This is a genomic window from Massilia puerhi (genome assembly GCF_009861485.1).
Genome location: NZ_WOFW01000001.1, coordinates 360,064 through 376,913, shown reverse-complemented (window position 1 = coordinate 376,913; position 16,850 = coordinate 360,064). Strand labels below are relative to the sequence as shown.

Genomic DNA, 16,850 nt, shown 5'->3' with positions numbered 1-16,850 from the left:
ATAATGAAAGAGGGATCGTATGTCCGAACTTGAAAAGAAATGGTGGTTCTCCGCCATCGTGGGCGCGCTGGCCGCGTTCACCACGGTGTTCCTGATGTCGGCGGCGGGAATGCCGTCGTTCGAGTACAGCGCCGCGCAGTGGGCGGTCTGGTTCCTGTGCTTCGTCGGCTTGCGGCGCTGTTTTTCCTTCCTCGGCTGGCTGACGGTGCTGGTCGTCTCACCCACGACGATCACGATGGAGCGCACATGAAATTGCTTGCCTTGTTGTTGTGCTTTGCCGGCGGCATCGCCTCGGCGCAAACGGGGGACGAGCCGATCGCCCTCGATACACCGACCGGCCAGGTCGCCGGCACCCTGCAATTGCCGACCGCCGCGCAGGGCAAGCCGCGCGTCGCCCTGATCATCGCCGGGTCCGGCCCCACTGACCGCGACGGCAATAGCCGCCTGATCCCCGGCCGCAACGACAGCCTCAAGATGCTGGCCGTGGCGCTGGCCGAGGAGGGCATCGCCACGGTCCGCTATGACAAGCGCGGCGTGGGCGCCAGCCTGGCGGCCGGCCCGGCCGAATCCGAGCTGCGTTTCGAGACCTTTGTCGACGATGCCTCCGCCTGGGTCGGCAAGCTGAAGGCCGATCCGCGTTTTGGCGCGGTGGCGGTGATCGGCCACAGCGAGGGCTCGCTGATCGGCATGCTGGCGGCGCAGCAGGCCGGCGCCGCGGCCTTCGTCTCGATCGCCGGCGTGGCCGACGGCGCGTCGACCATCCTGCGCAAGCAGCTGGCCGGCAAGCTGCCGCCGGAGCTGGCGCCGGAGAACGAACGCATCCTCACGGCCCTCGAGGGTGGCGCCACCGTCGATCCGATACCGCCCGCGCTGATGACCCTCTATCGGCCAAGCGTCCAGCCCTACCTGATCTCGTGGTTCAAGTATGTGCCGGCGCAACGCATCGCCGCCTTGAACATGCCGGTGTTGATCGTGCAGGGCAATACCGATATCCAGGTCGAGGTGGCCCAGGCCAACGGCCTGCACCGCGCCAAGCCGGATGCGACCCTGTCCATCATTCCCGGCATGAACCACGTGTTCAAGCACGTGCGGGCCGACCCGGCGCTGCAAGCCGCGGCCTACGGCGATCCGGCCTTGCCGGTCTCGCCCCTGCTGGTCAAAGCGGTGGCCGGCTTCCTGCACAAGCCGGCGCCGGCCAACTAGGCGGCGGCGCGCAGCGTATGCGCCGCCGCCACCATATTGCGCAGCGCCGGCAGCACCTCGTCCCAGCTGCGGGTCTTGAGGCCGCAATCCGGATTGATCCACAGGCGCGCGGGCGGGATGCGGGTGGCGGCCTTTTGCATCAGGTCCACGATGTGGTCCTGGCTCGGGATGTTGGGCGAGTGGATGTCGTACACGCCCGGCCCGATCTCGTTCGGGTACTGGAAATCATCGAAAGCGTCCAGCAGCTCCATGTCCGAGCGTGACGTCTCGATGGTGATCACGTCGGCGTCCATGGCGGCGATCGCGGCGATGATGTCGTTGAACTCCGAATAGCACATATGGGTGTGGATCTGGGTCTCGTCGCGCACGCCGTTGGCGGTGATACGGAACGATTCCACCGCCCAGTCCAGGTACTCTTTCCACTCGGCGCGCCGCAGCGGCAAGCCTTCGCGCAGGGCTGCTTCGTCGATCTGGATCACGCGCACGCCGGCCCGTTCCAGGTCCAGCACTTCCTCGCGGATCGCCAGCGCCAGTTGGCGGCAGCTGGCGGCGCGCGGCTGGTCGTCGCGCACGAAGGACCAGTTCAGGATCGTCACCGGGCCGGTCAGCATGCCCTTCATCGGCTTGTCGGTCAGCGACTGCGCATAGGTGGTCCACTTGACCGTCATCGCCCGCGGGCGGCGCACGTCGCCGAACAGGATCGGCGGCTTCACGCAGCGCGAACCGTAGGATTGCACCCAGCCGCCCTGAGTAAAGGCATAGCCGTCGAGCTGCTCGCCGAAGTATTCGACCATGTCGTTGCGCTCGGCCTCGCCGTGCACGAACACGTCCAGCCCCAGCGCTTCCTGCTCGCGCACGCAGCGCGCGATCTCGGCGCGCATCGCGTCCTCGTAGGCCGCCGCATCCAGTTCGCCCTTTTTATGGGCGTTTCGGGCCTGGCGGATCGCCGCCGTCTGCGGGAACGAGCCGATGGTGGTGGTCGGGTAGCTGGGCAGCCGGAGCAGGGCGGCCTGTCTGGCGCTGCGCTCTGCGTGGCCGCTGGCGCGCTGGCCCAGCGCCGGGGTGAGCGCGGCCAGGGCCTGCGCGACGTCAGGGTTCGAGACCCGTTTCGAGGCGCGGCGGCGGTCGACCGCGGCGGCGTTCTCGACCAGTTCCAGCTGCACCTGCGAGCGGCCATGGTCGAGCGCATGGGCCAGGATGCGCAACTCTTCCAGCTTTTGCACGGCAAACGCCAGCCAGGAGCGGATCTCGGGATCGAGCGCTGTCTCGTGCTGCAGGTCGACCGGCACATGCAGCAGCGAGCACGATGGCGCGATCCACAGGCGCTGGCCCAGCTGGCGCTGGACCGGTTCCAGCCATTCGAGGGTCGCGTGCAGGTCGGTCTTCCAGATATTGCGGCCGTCGATCACGCCCAGCGACAGGATCTGGTCCCGGCCCAGCGCCGCGATGACAGGGGCGATCTCTTCCCGGGCGCGGGTCGCATCCAGGTGCAGGCCGTCGACCGGCAGCGCGCAGGCCAGCGCCAGGTTGTCTTCCAGGCGGCCGAAATAGGTCGCCAGCAGCAGCCTGGCGCCGCTGTGCTGGAGCGACTCGTAGGCGCTGGTGAACGCCGCCTGCCAGCGCGCATCGAGTTCGGTGACCAGGGCCGGCTCGTCGACCTGCACCCATTCGATGCCCTGGGTGACGAACCAGGCCAGCAGCTCGGCATATACCGGCAACAGGCGCGGCAGCAGGTCGAGACGGTCGCTGCCATCCTTGGCCTTGCCCAGCCACAGGTAGGTGAGCGGGCCGACGATCACTGGCTTGGCCTTCACGCCCAGCGTGCGCGCCTGGGCCAGCTGTTCATCTAGGCGCGTGGTGTCGAGCCTGAATTGGGTGTCAAGGCTGAACTCGGGGACGATGTAGTGGTAGTTGGTATCGAACCACTTGGTCATTTCGCCGGCGTGGACGCTGCCGCAGGCGTGGGTCTGGTCACCGGCGCTTCGGCCGCGCGCCACCCGGAAGTAGGCGTCGAGGGCAGCGCCGCCATGGCCGTGGGCACGTTCCGGGACGTTCCCCAGCGTGAAGCTCATGTCCAGCACCTGGTCGTACAGCGAGAAGTCGCCGACCGGTGCGAAGTCGAGCCGTGCCTGCTGCTGCCAGTGGCGCTGGCGCAGCGCCGACGCCTGTGCGCCGAGTTCGTGGGCCGGCGCTTCGCCTTTCCAGAAACGTTCGAGGGCAAATTTGAGTTCACGGCGCGCGCCGATGCGCGGAAAGCCGAGGTTGTGGGTGGTGGTCATGGTGGAGTGCGCCTGTTCGGGAATGGATGAGTCCATGATAGGCGGCTTGTCCCATGAATAAAATTGGTATTAATTCATTAATCCATCAATTTCATTCATGCATTGTAGGGGTAGGGGCGGGGTGAGGCCTGTAGCAGTGATGCCACATCCGCCATGGTTTGCTCGCCAATAGGCCTTGCCGGCCTTGACGGGACAGCAAACCGGTTGACCCACCATCACATTCAGCGTATATTCGCGAGTTCTCGTTTTTATTCTGCACATCGTATACGCATTCGCAGCCGCTCCTTCGCTGAGTGGCTATCGTCGCCTCCGCTGTCAGTTCTTACGGGACTAGGTTTTAGTCCCCGGGCCTGCATGTTCGCCGTCTCGGGTCGTCAATTCAGTAGCAATTTTGTTGGATTAGGAACGATGCCAACCATCAATCAACTGATTCGCAAGCCGCGTGAAGCCGCGGTTGTGAAGAGCAAGTCGCCGGCACTGGAAAACTGCCCGCAAAAACGTGGCGTGTGCACCCGTGTGTACACCACCACCCCGAAGAAGCCTAACTCGGCGCTGCGTAAAGTCGCTAAAGTGCGTCTGACCAACGGTTTCGAAGTCATTTCGTACATCGGCGGTGAAGGCCACAACCTGCAAGAACACAGTGTCGTGCTGCTGCGCGGCGGCCGTGTGAAAGACTTGCCAGGTGTGCGTTACCACATGGTTCGCGGTGCACTGGATACCCAGGGCGTCAAAGACCGTAAGCAAGCGCGCTCGAAGTACGGCGCCAAGCGTGCCAAGGCTGCGAAGAAGTAATCTTCGAGGTGCGTGTCATTGACACGTCACATTAATTAGATAAGTTGAGCCGGCCGCAAGGCCGAGTAAGTGAAGGGTCATGAGGGCCTTTCGCGAGTGCGGTCACCGCACTCAACTGAAGACAGGAAGGAATTGAAATGCCACGTCGTCGTGAAGTACCCAAGCGCGAGATCCTGCCGGATCCAAAATTCGGCAACACCGATGTCGCCAAATTCGTCAACGTTCTGATGCTGTCCGGCAAGAAGTCGGTTGCAGAAAACATCATCTACGGTGCATTCGAACACATTCAATCCAAGTCGGGCAAAGACCCGCTGGAAGTGTTCACGACCGCGATCAACAACGCCAAGCCGCTGGTGGAAGTCAAGTCCCGCCGTGTCGGTGGCGCCAACTACCAGGTGCCAGTGGAAGTTCGTCCGGTTCGTCGTATGGCGCTGTCCATGCGTTGGTTGCGCGAAGCCGCAAACAAGCGCAGCGAAAAATCCATGCCGCAACGTCTGGGTGGTGAACTGCTGGAAGCGGCTGAAGGTCGTGGCGGCGCAATGAAGCGTCGTGACGAAGTTCACCGCATGGCAGAAGCGAACAAGGCGTTCTCGCACTTCCGCTTCTAAGCATCAGGACTTGGCTTGGGGCTTTTTGCCCCAAACTAGGGTCCCTGCAGTATCTGTTGTTCAGGCCGAGCTCATTTTGATCGTCAAGATGTTGCTCGGTTTTGTCCATTCAAAGATTTAGGAAAAATTATGGCACGCAAGACCCCCATCGAGCGCTACCGCAACATCGGTATTTCGGCTCACATCGATGCTGGTAAAACTACCACCACCGAACGCGTCCTGTTCTACACGGGCGTCAACCACAAGCTCGGCGAAGTGCACGACGGTGCTGCGACGATGGACTGGATGGAACAAGAGCAAGAGCGCGGCATTACCATTACCTCGGCAGCGACGACCTGCTTCTGGAGCGGTATGGCCAAGAACTTCCAGCCTCACCACATCAACATCATCGACACCCCGGGCCACGTTGACTTCACCATTGAAGTCGAGCGTTCGATGCGCGTGCTCGACGGCGCTTGCATGGTTTACTGTGCAGTCGGTGGCGTGCAGCCACAGTCGGAAACCGTGTGGCGTCAAGCTAACAAGTACAAAGTCCCACGTCTGGCATTCGTCAACAAGATGGACCGTACCGGTGCAAACTTCTTCAAAGTGTACGAGCAGATGCGCGCACGCCTGAAGGCGAACCCAATCCCGGTCGTGATCCCAATCGGCGCGGAAGACAGCTTCCAAGGCGTGGTCGATCTGGTCAAGATGAAAGCAATCATCTGGGACGAGGCTTCGCAAGGCATGAAATTCGAATACGCTGACATCCCAGAGCACCTGGTTGAGCAAGCGAACGAATGGCGTGAAAAACTGGTCGAGACCGCTGCTGAAGCGAACGAAGACCTGATGAACAAGTACCTGGAAGAAGGCGATCTGTCGGAAGAAGAGATCAAGACCGCCCTGCGCCAGCGCACCATCGCATCGGAAATCGTGCCGATGTTGTGCGGTACCGCGTTCAAGAACAAGGGCGTGCAAGCCATGCTCGACGCCGTGATCGAATACCTGCCATCGCCAGTCGACATTCCGCCAGTGGCCGGTACCGATGAAGACGACCAGCCGGTCACCCGTAAGGCTGACGACAACGAGAAGTTCGCGGCACTGGCGTTCAAGATCATGACCGACCCGTTCGTCGGCCAGCTGATCTTCTTCCGCGTCTACTCGGGCATGATCAATTCGGGCGATACCGTCTACAACCCGATCAAGGGCAAGAAGGAACGCCTGGGTCGTATCCTGCAGATGCACGCCAACCAGCGCGAAGAAATCAAGGAAGTCCGCGCCGGCGACATCGCCGCAGCGGTCGGCCTGAAAGAAGCGACCACGGGCGAAACCCTGTGCGATCCTTCGGCTGTCATCACCCTGGAAAAGATGGTCTTCCCTGAGCCGGTCATCCAGCAGGCTGTCGAGCCAAAGACCAAGGCTGACCAGGAAAAAATGGGCCTGGCGCTGAACCGCCTGGCACAAGAAGATCCGTCGTTCCGCGTGCGTACCGACGAAGAATCGGGCCAGACCATCATCGGTGGTATGGGCGAGCTGCACCTGGAAATTATCGTTGACCGCATGAAGCGTGAATTCGGCGTGGAAGCAACCGTCGGCAAGCCACAGGTTGCCTACCGCGAAACCATCCGCAAGGCAGTCACCGACGTCGAAGGCAAGTTCGTCAAGCAGTCGGGCGGTCGTGGTCAGTATGGTCACGCAGTCCTGTCGATCGAGCCGCAAGAGCCAGGCAAGGGCTTCGAGTTCATCGACGCGATCAAGGGCGGTGTGGTTCCACGCGAATACATCCCTGCAGTCGAAAAAGGTGTGCGCGAAACCCTGACCACCGGCGTGCTGGCTGGTTACCCAGTCGTTGACGTCAAAGTCACCCTGACTTTCGGTTCGTACCACGACGTTGACTCGAACGAAAACGCGTTCCGCATGGCGGGCTCGATGGCGTTCAAGGATGGCTGCCGTAAAGCGAGTCCGGTCATCCTCGAGCCGATGATGTCGGTCGAAGTGGAAACTCCGGAAGACTACGCCGGTAACGTGATGGGCGATCTGTCGTCGCGTCGCGGCATGGTCCAGGGCATGGACGAAATCCCAGGCGGCGGCGGCAAGATCATCAAAGCCGAAGTGCCACTGTCGGAAATGTTCGGTTACTCGACCTCGCTGCGTTCGGCGACCCAGGGCCGCGCGACCTACACGATGGAATTCAAGCACTATTCGGAAGCTCCGAAGCACGTGATTGACGCTATCGTCACCGCGAAGTCCAAGTAATAGATAATGGAGGGATGGGACGTCCCGTCCCTCCAGTTCAACAAAATATATCGTTTCTCTTAAAGGAATTTGGAAATGGCAAAAGGTAAATTCGAACGGACCAAGCCGCACGTCAACGTCGGCACCATCGGTCACGTTGACCACGGCAAAACCACCCTGACGGCTGCAATCGCTACCGTCCTGTCGAAGAAATTCGGCGGCGAAGCCAAGGCCTACGACCAGATCGATGCGGCTCCAGAAGAAAAAGCACGCGGCATCACCATCAACACCGCGCACGTCGAGTACGAGACCGAAAACCGTCACTACGCTCACGTTGACTGCCCAGGCCACGCCGACTACATCAAGAACATGATTACCGGTGCTGCGCAGATGGACGGCGCGATCCTGGTGTGCTCGGCCGCTGACGGCCCAATGCCACAGACCCGCGAGCACATCCTGCTGGCGCGTCAGGTTGGCGTTCCATACATCATCGTGTTCCTGAACAAGTGCGACCTGGTCGACGACGCAGAACTGCTGGAACTGGTCGAAATGGAAGTCCGCGAACTCCTGTCGAAATACGAGTTCCCAGGCGACGACCTGCCAATCATCAAGGGTTCGGCACGTATGGCCCTGGAAGGCCAGCCAGGCGAAATGGGCGAAGAGTGCATCGCCCGTCTGGCAGAAGCCCTGGACACCTACATCCCAACGCCAGAGCGCGCTGTTGACGGCGCCTTCCTGATGCCAGTGGAAGACGTGTTCTCGATCTCGGGTCGCGGCACCGTGGTGACCGGTCGTGTCGAGCGCGGCATCATCAAGGTCGGCGAAGAGATCGAAATCGTCGGTATCGTCGATACCGTCAAGACCACCTGCACCGGCGTGGAAATGTTCCGCAAGCTGCTGGACCAGGGTCAAGCTGGCGACAACGTCGGCCTGCTGCTGCGCGGTACCAAGCGTGAAGACGTGCAACGTGGTCAAGTCCTGGCAAAACCAGGTTCGATCAAGCCGCACAGCAACTTCACCGGTGAGATCTACGTCCTGTCGAAAGACGAAGGCGGCCGTCACACCCCGTTCTTCAACAACTATCGTCCTCAGTTCTACTTCCGTACGACTGACGTGACCGGTTCGATCGAACTGCCAGCAGACAAAGAAATGGTCATGCCAGGCGATAACGTCTCGATCACCGTCAAGCTGATCGCTCCGATCGCGATGGAAGAAGGTCTGCGTTTCGCAATCCGCGAAGGCGGCCGTACCGTCGGCGCCGGCGTGGTTGCCAAGATCCTGGCCTAATCTAGCAGGGCAAGATCGCTGATGGGGCGCCCCTCGGGGCGTCCCATCAGCACAACGATGGGGACAGACTTTTTGGTCTGTCCCCATCTGTTTGAGCGGGAACGATGCTATACTCCCGCCTCTTGAGCAGTACCGAAGTGTCTTGACCACATTGCCGGCAAACAGCCGGAACGTTCTTTAAAGGAAATAGCATGTCCGCTAACCAGAAAATCCGTATTCGCCTCAAAGCATTCGACTACAAGCTGATCGACCAATCGGCTCTGGAAATCGTCGACACCGCCAAGCGTACCGGCGCCGTCGTCAAGGGCCCAGTCCCACTGCCAACCCGCATCCAGCGTTTCGACGTGCTGCGTTCGCCACACGTGAACAAGACCTCGCGCGACCAGTTCGAAATCCGTACGCACCAGCGTCTGATGGACATCGTGGACCCAACCGACAAGACCGTTGACGCGCTGATGAAGCTGGACCTGCCAGCTGGCGTTGACGTCGAAATCAAGCTGCAGTAATACCGTGCAAGTGCCGGCGGATCGTTCCGCCAGCGCTGCAAAGGCCGGGTCGACCCTTCGCGGGCGATCCGGCCTTTGTCATTCTGGGCCTGCGCATGCGGCATGCATGAACCAGGCGCCAACGCGCATCAATCGTTGTCGACCAGGGGCAGGCGTGATGTAATCGACATGTTTCGTTGTCCGATTGCCGCCGCATGCTCCGACTTTCCTTTCTCCACACCCTGCGCACCACATCCTGGCGCGATCTCGCCGGCTGGGGCCTCGCCTCCTTGTTCGCGGTGTCCATCATCAAGAACCTGGCCCCCGATGCCGCCAAGCCGTTCCTGCGCAGCGCCGGCCTGGCGCTGCCCTTGCTGCTGCTGATGGCGAAAGACCTGGCGCACGCGCCGGATGCCTGGCGGCGCCTGCGCGGCGCCCATGCGGCGCGGGCGCCATGGCATGCGCATGTGGCGGCGCTGCTGCCGCCCGAACTGGTGGGCATGCTCCGGCTCGACCGCCTGCTGTGGATCGGCTGCTGGCGCCGCCTGCGGCGCCAATCCGCGCCGCACCCGCTGCCCGATGGCGTCGGCCTGGGCTATCTCGAACGCGGCGCCTACGGCACCGCGACCGCCGTGGTGTTCGTGAGCCTGCTGCTGGAGTTGCCGGTCCATGTCCTGTTGCTGAATCTGTTCATCGAGGATGCTGACGAACTTCTCATGCTGCATGCCCTGGGCGCGGCGGCGGTGCTGTACACGCTGTTGTGGGTGCTGGGCGACCGCTGGCATATCGGGGCAGGGCGCCATATCATGACCGACGACGCGCTCCACCTGCGGGTGGGCGCGCGGGTCGATGGCGTGCTGCCGCTGGCGGCGATTGCGCGCCTTGAAACGGTCGATGCGCCGTTGCCGGCCTGGCGCCGGCGCCACGGCGTGGCGCGCCGCGACACCTTGCTGGTCACGCCATTCGACCAGCCGAACTGCGTGCTGGTGCTCGACGACGATGCACGCGTCGACATCCTGCACTGGCAGGTGCACAAGCGCCTGCCGCGTTACGTGTTGCTCTACCTCGACCGTCCCGAACTGCTGGCGGCGAGGCTGCGCCGGCAGGCGGCGCAGTGAGGCGCCTGCCCTTGCCGCGGCCCGGGCCCGGCGCCCTGATCGTGCTGGGCCATGTGCTGCTCGCGTTCGCGTTGCTCGAGCATCGCGGCGCCGCGCGGCGCGGCGCCGAGCCAGCGCCGGCCCGGTATATCGAGCTGGCCTTGATCGCGGCGCCCAGGATGGCGGCGCCCGATGCTGCCGTCGCAGCGCCGCCAGTCGTCGCGCCACGCTTGCCGGTACGGCGCACAGCGCCGACGTCGAGCGCCGAAGCGGCGCCGGTCGCCATGCCGGTGGCGGCCGCTGTGGAATCTCCGGCAGCCGAGGCGCCGGCAGCGGTGGCGCAGCCTGGACGGCTCGACATGGAGTCGTTGCGCGCGGTGGCGCGCCAGGTGGACAGCGAATCCGAGCCGGTCGGGATCGAGCCGCTGCGCGCCAGCGATGACAGTCAGCTGGCGCGTGCGGTGCGCAAGGCGAAGCGCCCCGATTGCCAGACCAAGTATTCCGGCGGCACGAGTTTCGATGTGCTGCTGTTGATTCCACTCGCCATCGAGACGATTACCGACAAGGGCTGCAAGTGGTAGCAGCCGTGTCGTAACGGGACGCGTTATTTGCTGCCGGTCTTCCAGCGCATGCCGAAGCCGTAATGGCGATCCATCAGCTCGTGCGCGCTGGTCGTGCCCTGCTGCTGGAAGTACTCGGCCAGCTTGGTGATCACCAGGTTGCCGCCGCGGTTTTCGATCAGCGCGATGGCGCACATGATCTGGCGGTCGCCGCCGTCGAGTTTCACTTCGACCGGAGCCTGGCCCGGCGCCGACACCGTCACCACGCCATTGGTCACGCCCCAGTTGGCCGCGCCTTCGTAGATGAAGGAGAAGATCACCGCGCGCTTGATCTGGTCGAAGCGTTCGCCGTTGATGAACAGGTTCTCGCCATTGGCGGCCGCGCCCGTGCGGTCGTCGGCGTCGAGCTGGATGAACGGCTCGCGCTCATAGTCGCCAAAGGTGTTGCCGAGCGCCTGCACCAGGCCGCGGCGGCCGTCGGCCAGCTCGTACATGCAGCCCAGGTCGAGGTCGATGCCGCTGCGGCCCTTGCGCGCCGCGCCGGCCTTGTTGGCCATCTCACCGGCCTTGTTGGCCAGGTCGCCCGCCATGCTGGTGATGCGGTCGAAGAATCCACCACCACGCGCGGCCGACGATGGCGGCGGCGGCGAGGCAGGCGGCGGCGCGATGGCGGCCTGGTTCCAGTTCAGGTTGACGTGGATGCGGCCATAACCGCCGCCGGCGCGCTTGTCGAGCGAGATCTTGTCGCCGCGCTTGTCGAGCGTGACCTTGGACAGCGACACCGTCGGCTTGGGCGCCGGAGCCGCCGTCGGCGCCGGCGTCGGCGCGGCAGCAGGCTTCGACGATCCGGCTTCGGTGCCGCCGAAATGCGTCAGCAGCGCCGACAGGCCGCCATTGAAGCCCTGGCCGACCGCGCCGAAGCGCCACTGGCCGTCGCGCCGATAGAGTTCGGCCACGATCAGCGCCTTCTCGTCGCCGAAGTCGGCGCCCGACCACGGGAAGCGCACCGCGCTGCCCAGGCTGAGCGAACTGGCGCCCAGGGTGCGCATGGTGGCCGCGCCATCGATCGCCGCCACGAACACCAGTTTGCCGATCGAGGCGGGCAGCAGGTCGAGATTGACCGCGAAGCGCGCGCGGCCGCTGCCCAGGTCCAGGCGCACCGCGCCTTCGGGGCTGGCCAGCTGGTTGTAGAACACCATGTAGCGGTCGTCCGACAGCTTGTCGCTGGCGTCCAGGCCGAAGCAGGAGACGTCGACCGAGGCGCCATTGTTGGCGATTTCGACGTCGACATGGAACACGTGGCCGCTGCCGAGATCGGCCAGCTTGCCCTTCTGTCCGCGCGAATAGGTAGTCATGAGGGTTCTCCTTCCAGGAATGGTTTGTGGCCCAGTTCGGCGCGTGAGCCGAACAGGCGCGATTGTTCGAGGGTGCGCTCGGCCCAGGCGCGGTGGGTGGCGACTTCCTGCATCGCATCGTTCATGCGAAATACGGCCGGACTCGAGGCGTCGAGGATGGCGCGCGCCACCGCCAGGTCTTGCGGCGTGACCTGGAAGTGCTGCTCGATCGGGGCGATCTGGGTCGGGTGGATGGCGGTCTTGCCGACCATGCCGTGGGCCAGGTCTTCGATCACTTCCTGGTCCAGCAGTTCGGGCAGGTCGAGGTATTCGAATACCGGCGCGGTCAGCATGAAGCCATATGGACGGAAGGTCGTCACCAGGCGCGCGATGACCGGGCCGAGCGGCGTGCGATACAGGGTCATGCCGCGCGGGCGGCGCAGGCCGAGCAGCGCCAGCAAATCATTGCCGCCAATGCGCAGCGCCAGGATACGGTGGCGCACGCCGGGCGCTTCCAGCGCGCTGCGCAGGCCCTGCATCTCGCCGTCGTCGAAGGCCTCGACCGTCTCCAGGGTCGGCATCAGCACGTGCTCGGTGTGGCGCACCAGCCTGAAATAGCTGTCGAAGTTGTGGCGTGTGATCTTGGGCAGCACGAAGCCGGTCAGCTTCTCGGCGCCGGGCATGGCCAGCACCCGCGCCAGCACGTCGGGATTGCGCACCCGCACGAAGCGGTCGGCCGCCACGTCCAGGCGCATGTTGGCCAGCACCACCGACAGGTTGAACAGCGACCAGGAGAGCTCGCGGTCCGAGATCGAATCCTCGGTACAGAAGATCAGCGAGCGCGCGTGCGGCAAGCGGTCGCCATTGGCGATCTCGGTCAGGTTCTTGTGATTGGCCGGCACGTACAGCGACGCGCCCAGTGATTTAGCCATCCGATGCACTCCTGATCAGGGATACTGCGTGATAGGGCAGGTCCGGGTCGATCTCGACCGGCACCTGTTTTTCTTCGGCTAGCACGGCCAGGTGCGCCACCTCTGGCGCTGCCGGGTCGCGCAGCACCACCAGGCGCGGCGCGCGGCGCAGCAGCACGCGGGTGGCTTCGCCGATGCCGGGCTTGACCAGGTTGACGTCGGCCACGCCGTAGCGCCGCATGGCGCCGGCGATATAGGTTTGCGAACGGGCGCGCGCCGCCGGCGCGTCGATCGGGGCCGCGCGCGGCTGTTCCGGTGACTGCGCCAGCGCCAGTCGCAGCAGCTCGTCGGCGAACGCCTGCGAGCGGTCCGCCTCCGCGAACTGGTCGTAGAACACGCAGCCATGGAAGTCGTCGGCGCGCATGTCCTGGTTCATGACCGTGCGGCTCACCAGGCCCGACACCGTGGCGTTGAGGATGCTCGACGGGATCAGGTAGTCGTCGCACGAAGCCGCGCAGGCGGCGGCCCCGGCCAGGTCGGACAGCACGTGCAGGCCGGCGTCGATATGGGTGCCATGGCGCACGTTGAATACTTCGACCGAGCCGGCCAGCTCGCGCGCGATCACGCCCTTGCCGGTCCAGCCGTCGACGAACACGATGGCGTCGGGCCGATGTCCCAGCGCCAGGATGTGGCGCAGGGCGGCGGCGTCGATGCCGCGGTCGCGCACGATCGACACCGAGAAGTGGGTGGCGTCGCGTCCGAACAGCTCGTGCAGCAGGCGCGTGACGACCACCCCGACCGGGGTGCCGGCGCGCGCCAGCGACACGATTGCCAGCCGGTGCTGGCTGCGCGCCGCGATCAGGTGCGCCAGGCGCAGGCAGTCGCGCGCCATGCGCGCATTGTTGGCACGGCAGGCTTCATCGAACAGCGCCATGTAGCGCTCGGATGGCCGCGACTCGGGCGACAGCATCTGGCTGTAGTGGCGCCGCCCGCTCTGGATCAGCGCCTCCTTCTCGGCGACGTCGACGAAGTCGGCCTGTGGCAGGCGACGCAGCAGGAAGTCGACCTCGCCCGCGCGATAGCTGCCCGAGAACGCCGCGCGCGCGCTCACAGCGCCCCCACCGTGATGCCGGCCAGCTGGGTGCCGCGCGGGATGATGGCGTAGTCGCAGGCGGCCATGAAGCGCGCATCGGAGCGGCTGTCGCCCATGCCGAAGGTGACGATCTCGCCATGCTCGGCCTTCAGGCGCGCGGTGATGTGGGCCACCGCATTGGCCTTGTTGAGCGCCTTGGGCAGGATCGCCAGGTTGTTGCCGTTGCGGTGGATGAAGTAATCGCGATCGCCATCCTCGATCCAGGGCCGCACCACGGTTTCCTCGAGCGGCGCCAGGCGTTCGGCCTGCTTGTCCGGATCCTTGACCACCAGGAAGAACGGCGTGCCGAAATCCTCGATCATGCGCGCGCGGCCGCCGTAGCCGGTGCGCGCGCCATGCGCGTCGATGTGGGCCGCCAGCTCTTGCAGGCCGGGCAGGGCGGCATGCATGGCCGTGCGCATGCCGTCCAGCCAGGGCTGGTCGACCGCGCCGCCGGGTTCGAGCACCACGCCGCCGTAGTTGATGACGGCGTAGCTGTCGAACGGCAGCGACACCCGGCGCAGGCCGTCGAGGTCGCGCGCGGTGGTCGGGATCACCGTCATCCCGTCCTGCAGCAGCGCCAGCAGGGAGCGCTGCGAGGGCGTGGTGTACGAACAGATGCTGCCGTCCTTGTAGTAGGCGGCTGGCGCCAACGCGCCGGGGGTATCCCGGTGCGCGCCGCATTTGCCGATGGTCTGGAACAGCGTATCGTCCAGGTCAGCGAACAGGAACTTCTTCAACGTGGTCCTCGGACTGGAAATGGAATAGCTGCGCCTCGAGCAGGGCGGCGAGCCCGAACAGCGCCGGGCCGGGCGCGGTCTCGTGGCACACCAGCACCTGGTCGTACTGGCCGGGCGCGACGTTGTACAGGTAATTGGCGATGCCTTCGCCGTAGTTGTCGGGGAAGGTCAAGGCATGGCTCACGGCGCCCCAGGTCAGGATCGGGGAGCGCGTGGTCGATTGCACCACGGCGTCCACGCCATGGCGCCGCAGGGCCGCCCCGAGCAGGGTCGAGACGTGCATGAATTCGCCGGTGCCCAGCACCAGCACCCGGCTGCCTGCGGCGAATTCACGCGCCAGCCGCGCGGCGAGCGCCTCGGGCGCCTTCACCGCGCGCGCGGCGCCGAGGCGTCCGAAGACGGTGCTGGCGCCGCGGTCGGCATCGAGTTCGAAGCGCTGGGCCGCGCCCTGGTCGGGCGGCAGCGCGCCTTGCGCGAAGCTGAACTCGCCCTCGACCAGGGCGCCGCAGGTAGCCGGCATGCCGAAGCGCGTGTCGAGCAGCCCGGTGGCGGCGCGGCCCATGAAATTGGTGATGGTGGCCAGGTGCACGCGTTCCAGGCCGGGGTTCAGGCGGCGGCAGGCGGCGGCCAGGTTGACGAAGGTGTTGCCGGTGCTGGCCTCGTCGTCGACCAGCACCAGGGTGCGCGCGGCCAGCAGCAGACTGCGCAGCTCGGCCGCCACCGGCTCGTGCAGGAACTGGCGCGGCGCGTGGCTGTGGGCTTCTTCGAATTCGATCAGCGGGCCGCTGCCGACCCGGTAGCGGGTGGTGTGCAGGAACAGCGCCTGTTGGCCCGGATGGGCGCGCAGCCAGGCTTCGAACACGCCCTGGCCCAGGCCGACCGCGGTTTCGGCCATGGCGATGAACAGCACCGGGCCGTGCACCGCGGCGCCCAGCGGCGGCACGGTCGCGGCCAGGCGCTCATGCACCATCAGCATGTCGGTCGGATTGGCCGGCCAGTGCTTGCCCAGCACCTTGCTCAGGAACAGGAAGCCGCGCTTGGCGTTGGCGCGCGCGGCAAAGCCGAGCAGGGCGTCGAGTTCGGCAGCGCCGCTGTCGATGCGCAGGTCGAGCGTTCCGGTCGGGAGTTCGATGCGCTGCAAAGGAATCGGGTGTGGGGCGTTCATGCCAGCTCCGTCGCGACACTGACTTCGGCCACCCGCATGCCGTGGCGCGGCGTCGGAATCTCGAGGCCTTCGTAGCCTTCGGCGAAACCGCGCAGCGCGATATACGGCAGGTTGGGGCCGGCCAGGCAGGCCATGCCGATCCCGCCCGACATGCGTGGATTGATCTCCAGCAGGCGCGGACGCCCGCCGCCCTCGCGGAACTGGGCGTTGAACACGCCATTGAGCTGGTAGTCGGCGCATAGCCGCGCGGTGGCGTCCAGGATGTCCTGGCGCATGTCGATCAGCTGGCCGCTGCCGGCTTGCGGCAGCTTGCGGCGCACCACGGCCGACACCAGGCGGCCATGGTCGCCCACGCAGTCGACGCTGTATTCGGGGCCATCGAGAAATTCCATCAACAGCATGGTGTCGAAGGATTCCAGCTCGCCCAGGCCGCGGCGCAGGTCCTGGTAGCCGATGTGGTATTCGACGCCTTTCATCAGCAGCGCCGCGCTGCTGCGCTCTTCGTCGACGATGGCAAAGCCCAGGCCATAGATGCCGTGCGCCGGCTTGACGCACAGCTTCGCATGCCGCGGGCGCAGTTCGGCGTAGGCGGCGTCGAACTGCGCCAGGGTCTCGAAGCGGCGAAAGGCCGCCACCGGCGCTTCGGGCAGCACGGTCTCGGCATAGAAATCGGCCTTGTCGTGGATGCGCTTCAGTTGTGCCGGCGGGGCGGCGCTCAGCACCCGGGTCTTGATGTCGGCGAAGCGCGCGTGTTCGGCAGCCAGGGTGGTCGCTTCGCGGCCCGGCACGAAGATATCGATCCTGTGCTCGCGGCAGAAGGCGAGGCACCAGTCGACGTAGGCATCGCCCTTGAGGCCAGTGGGCTCGACCTGGAATTCATGGGCCAGGCGCGCAGCCGGCGCATGACGGTTGGCATTGCTGTGGATGATGGTGAAACGGCCTTCGGAATCGGCCTCGCGGATCAGCTTGATCGCCGCATTCACGGACGAAAACGTCCTGTTGTACCAGACGCGCATGTGGGCTCTCTTGATAGTGATCGGCCA

General features: G+C 64.9%; 16 protein-coding genes. 9 read left to right on the top strand and 7 right to left on the bottom strand.

Going from position 1 to position 16,850, the window contains the following annotated elements; all coding sequences use genetic code 11:
• Positions 1–19: 19 nt before the first annotated feature.
• Positions 20–250 carry a hypothetical protein gene (locus GNT67_RS01705; RefSeq protein WP_159627975.1) on the top strand — a complete coding sequence of 77 codons (231 nt, stop codon included), beginning with the start codon at positions 20–22 and terminating at the stop codon, positions 248–250.
• Positions 247–1,203, top strand: coding sequence for an alpha/beta hydrolase (locus GNT67_RS01700; RefSeq protein ID WP_159627973.1), 957 nt, complete (start codon positions 247–249; stop codon positions 1,201–1,203). The genes GNT67_RS01705 and GNT67_RS01700 overlap by 4 nt, the downstream gene beginning before the upstream one ends.
• On the opposite strand, the gene metE is transcribed toward GNT67_RS01700, so the two are convergent.
• Entirely contained in the window at positions 1,200–3,482 is a 2,283-nt protein-coding gene (metE, locus tag GNT67_RS01695; RefSeq protein WP_159628440.1) for a 5-methyltetrahydropteroyltriglutamate--homocysteine S-methyltransferase, read from the bottom strand. The genes GNT67_RS01700 and metE overlap by 4 nt on opposite strands.
• Positions 3,483–3,890: 408 nt before the next feature.
• Here metE and rpsL point away from each other — a divergent pair, with 408 nt between their 5' ends.
• The 7 genes from rpsL to GNT67_RS01660 all read left to right on the top strand — a co-directional run bounded on the left by rpsL (position 3,891) and on the right by GNT67_RS01660 (position 10,546).
• A complete protein-coding gene (gene rpsL, locus GNT67_RS01690; RefSeq protein WP_005663517.1) occupies positions 3,891–4,274 on the top strand; it encodes a 30S ribosomal protein S12 in 384 nt (127 codons plus the stop codon).
• 137 nt (positions 4,275–4,411) lie between these two features.
• Positions 4,412–4,882 carry a 30S ribosomal protein S7 gene (rpsG, locus tag GNT67_RS01685; RefSeq protein WP_137172371.1) on the top strand — a complete coding sequence of 157 codons (471 nt, stop codon included), beginning with the start codon at positions 4,412–4,414 and terminating at the stop codon, positions 4,880–4,882.
• 129 nt (positions 4,883–5,011) lie between these two features.
• Entirely contained in the window at positions 5,012–7,117 is a 2,106-nt protein-coding gene (gene fusA, locus GNT67_RS01680; RefSeq protein ID WP_159627971.1) for an elongation factor G, read from the top strand.
• 75 nt (positions 7,118–7,192) lie between these two features.
• The gene (tuf, locus tag GNT67_RS01675; RefSeq protein ID WP_159627969.1) at positions 7,193–8,383 is read left to right on the top strand and encodes an elongation factor Tu; all 1,191 of its coding nucleotides are present in this window, start codon (positions 7,193–7,195) and stop codon (positions 8,381–8,383) included.
• Positions 8,384–8,574: 191 nt separating this feature from the next.
• Positions 8,575–8,889 (top strand): 30S ribosomal protein S10, encoded by a 315-nt coding sequence (rpsJ, locus tag GNT67_RS01670; RefSeq protein ID WP_136219921.1) that lies wholly within the window; start codon positions 8,575–8,577, stop codon positions 8,887–8,889.
• Positions 8,890–9,083: 194 nt separating this feature from the next.
• Entirely contained in the window at positions 9,084–9,986 is a 903-nt protein-coding gene (locus tag GNT67_RS01665) for a hypothetical protein (RefSeq protein WP_159627967.1), read from the top strand.
• A complete protein-coding gene (locus tag GNT67_RS01660; protein ID WP_159627965.1) occupies positions 9,983–10,546 on the top strand; it encodes a hypothetical protein in 564 nt (187 codons plus the stop codon). The genes GNT67_RS01665 and GNT67_RS01660 overlap by 4 nt, the downstream gene beginning before the upstream one ends.
• Before the next feature lie 23 nt (positions 10,547–10,569).
• Here GNT67_RS01660 and GNT67_RS01655 read toward each other — a convergent pair whose 3' ends face one another.
• From GNT67_RS01655 to GNT67_RS01630, 6 genes are read right to left on the bottom strand one after another with little or no spacing between them, the layout of a single operon-like run.
• Positions 10,570–11,880 carry a TerD family protein gene (locus tag GNT67_RS01655; protein WP_159627963.1) on the bottom strand — a complete coding sequence of 437 codons (1,311 nt, stop codon included), beginning with the start codon at positions 11,878–11,880 and terminating at the stop codon, positions 10,570–10,572.
• Complete coding sequence (locus GNT67_RS01650; RefSeq protein WP_159627961.1) at positions 11,877–12,791, bottom strand: HpcH/HpaI aldolase/citrate lyase family protein; 915 nt, start codon at positions 12,789–12,791, stop codon at positions 11,877–11,879. The genes GNT67_RS01655 and GNT67_RS01650 overlap by 4 nt, the downstream gene beginning before the upstream one ends.
• Complete coding sequence (locus GNT67_RS01645; RefSeq protein ID WP_159627959.1) at positions 12,784–13,881, bottom strand: cysteine protease StiP family protein; 1,098 nt, start codon at positions 13,879–13,881, stop codon at positions 12,784–12,786. The genes GNT67_RS01650 and GNT67_RS01645 overlap by 8 nt, the downstream gene beginning before the upstream one ends.
• Positions 13,878–14,642 carry an HAD family hydrolase gene (locus GNT67_RS01640; protein WP_159627957.1) on the bottom strand — a complete coding sequence of 255 codons (765 nt, stop codon included), beginning with the start codon at positions 14,640–14,642 and terminating at the stop codon, positions 13,878–13,880. The genes GNT67_RS01645 and GNT67_RS01640 overlap by 4 nt, the downstream gene beginning before the upstream one ends.
• Positions 14,620–15,807, bottom strand: a complete 1,188-nt coding sequence (locus GNT67_RS01635; RefSeq protein WP_159627955.1) for a phosphoribosyltransferase domain-containing protein — start codon at positions 15,805–15,807, stop codon at positions 14,620–14,622. Before GNT67_RS01635 ends, GNT67_RS01640 begins: the two co-directional genes overlap by 23 nt.
• A complete protein-coding gene (locus GNT67_RS01630) occupies positions 15,804–16,823 on the bottom strand; it encodes an ATP-grasp domain-containing protein (RefSeq protein ID WP_159627953.1) in 1,020 nt (339 codons plus the stop codon). The genes GNT67_RS01635 and GNT67_RS01630 overlap by 4 nt, the downstream gene beginning before the upstream one ends.
• Positions 16,824–16,850 lie beyond the last annotated feature (27 nt).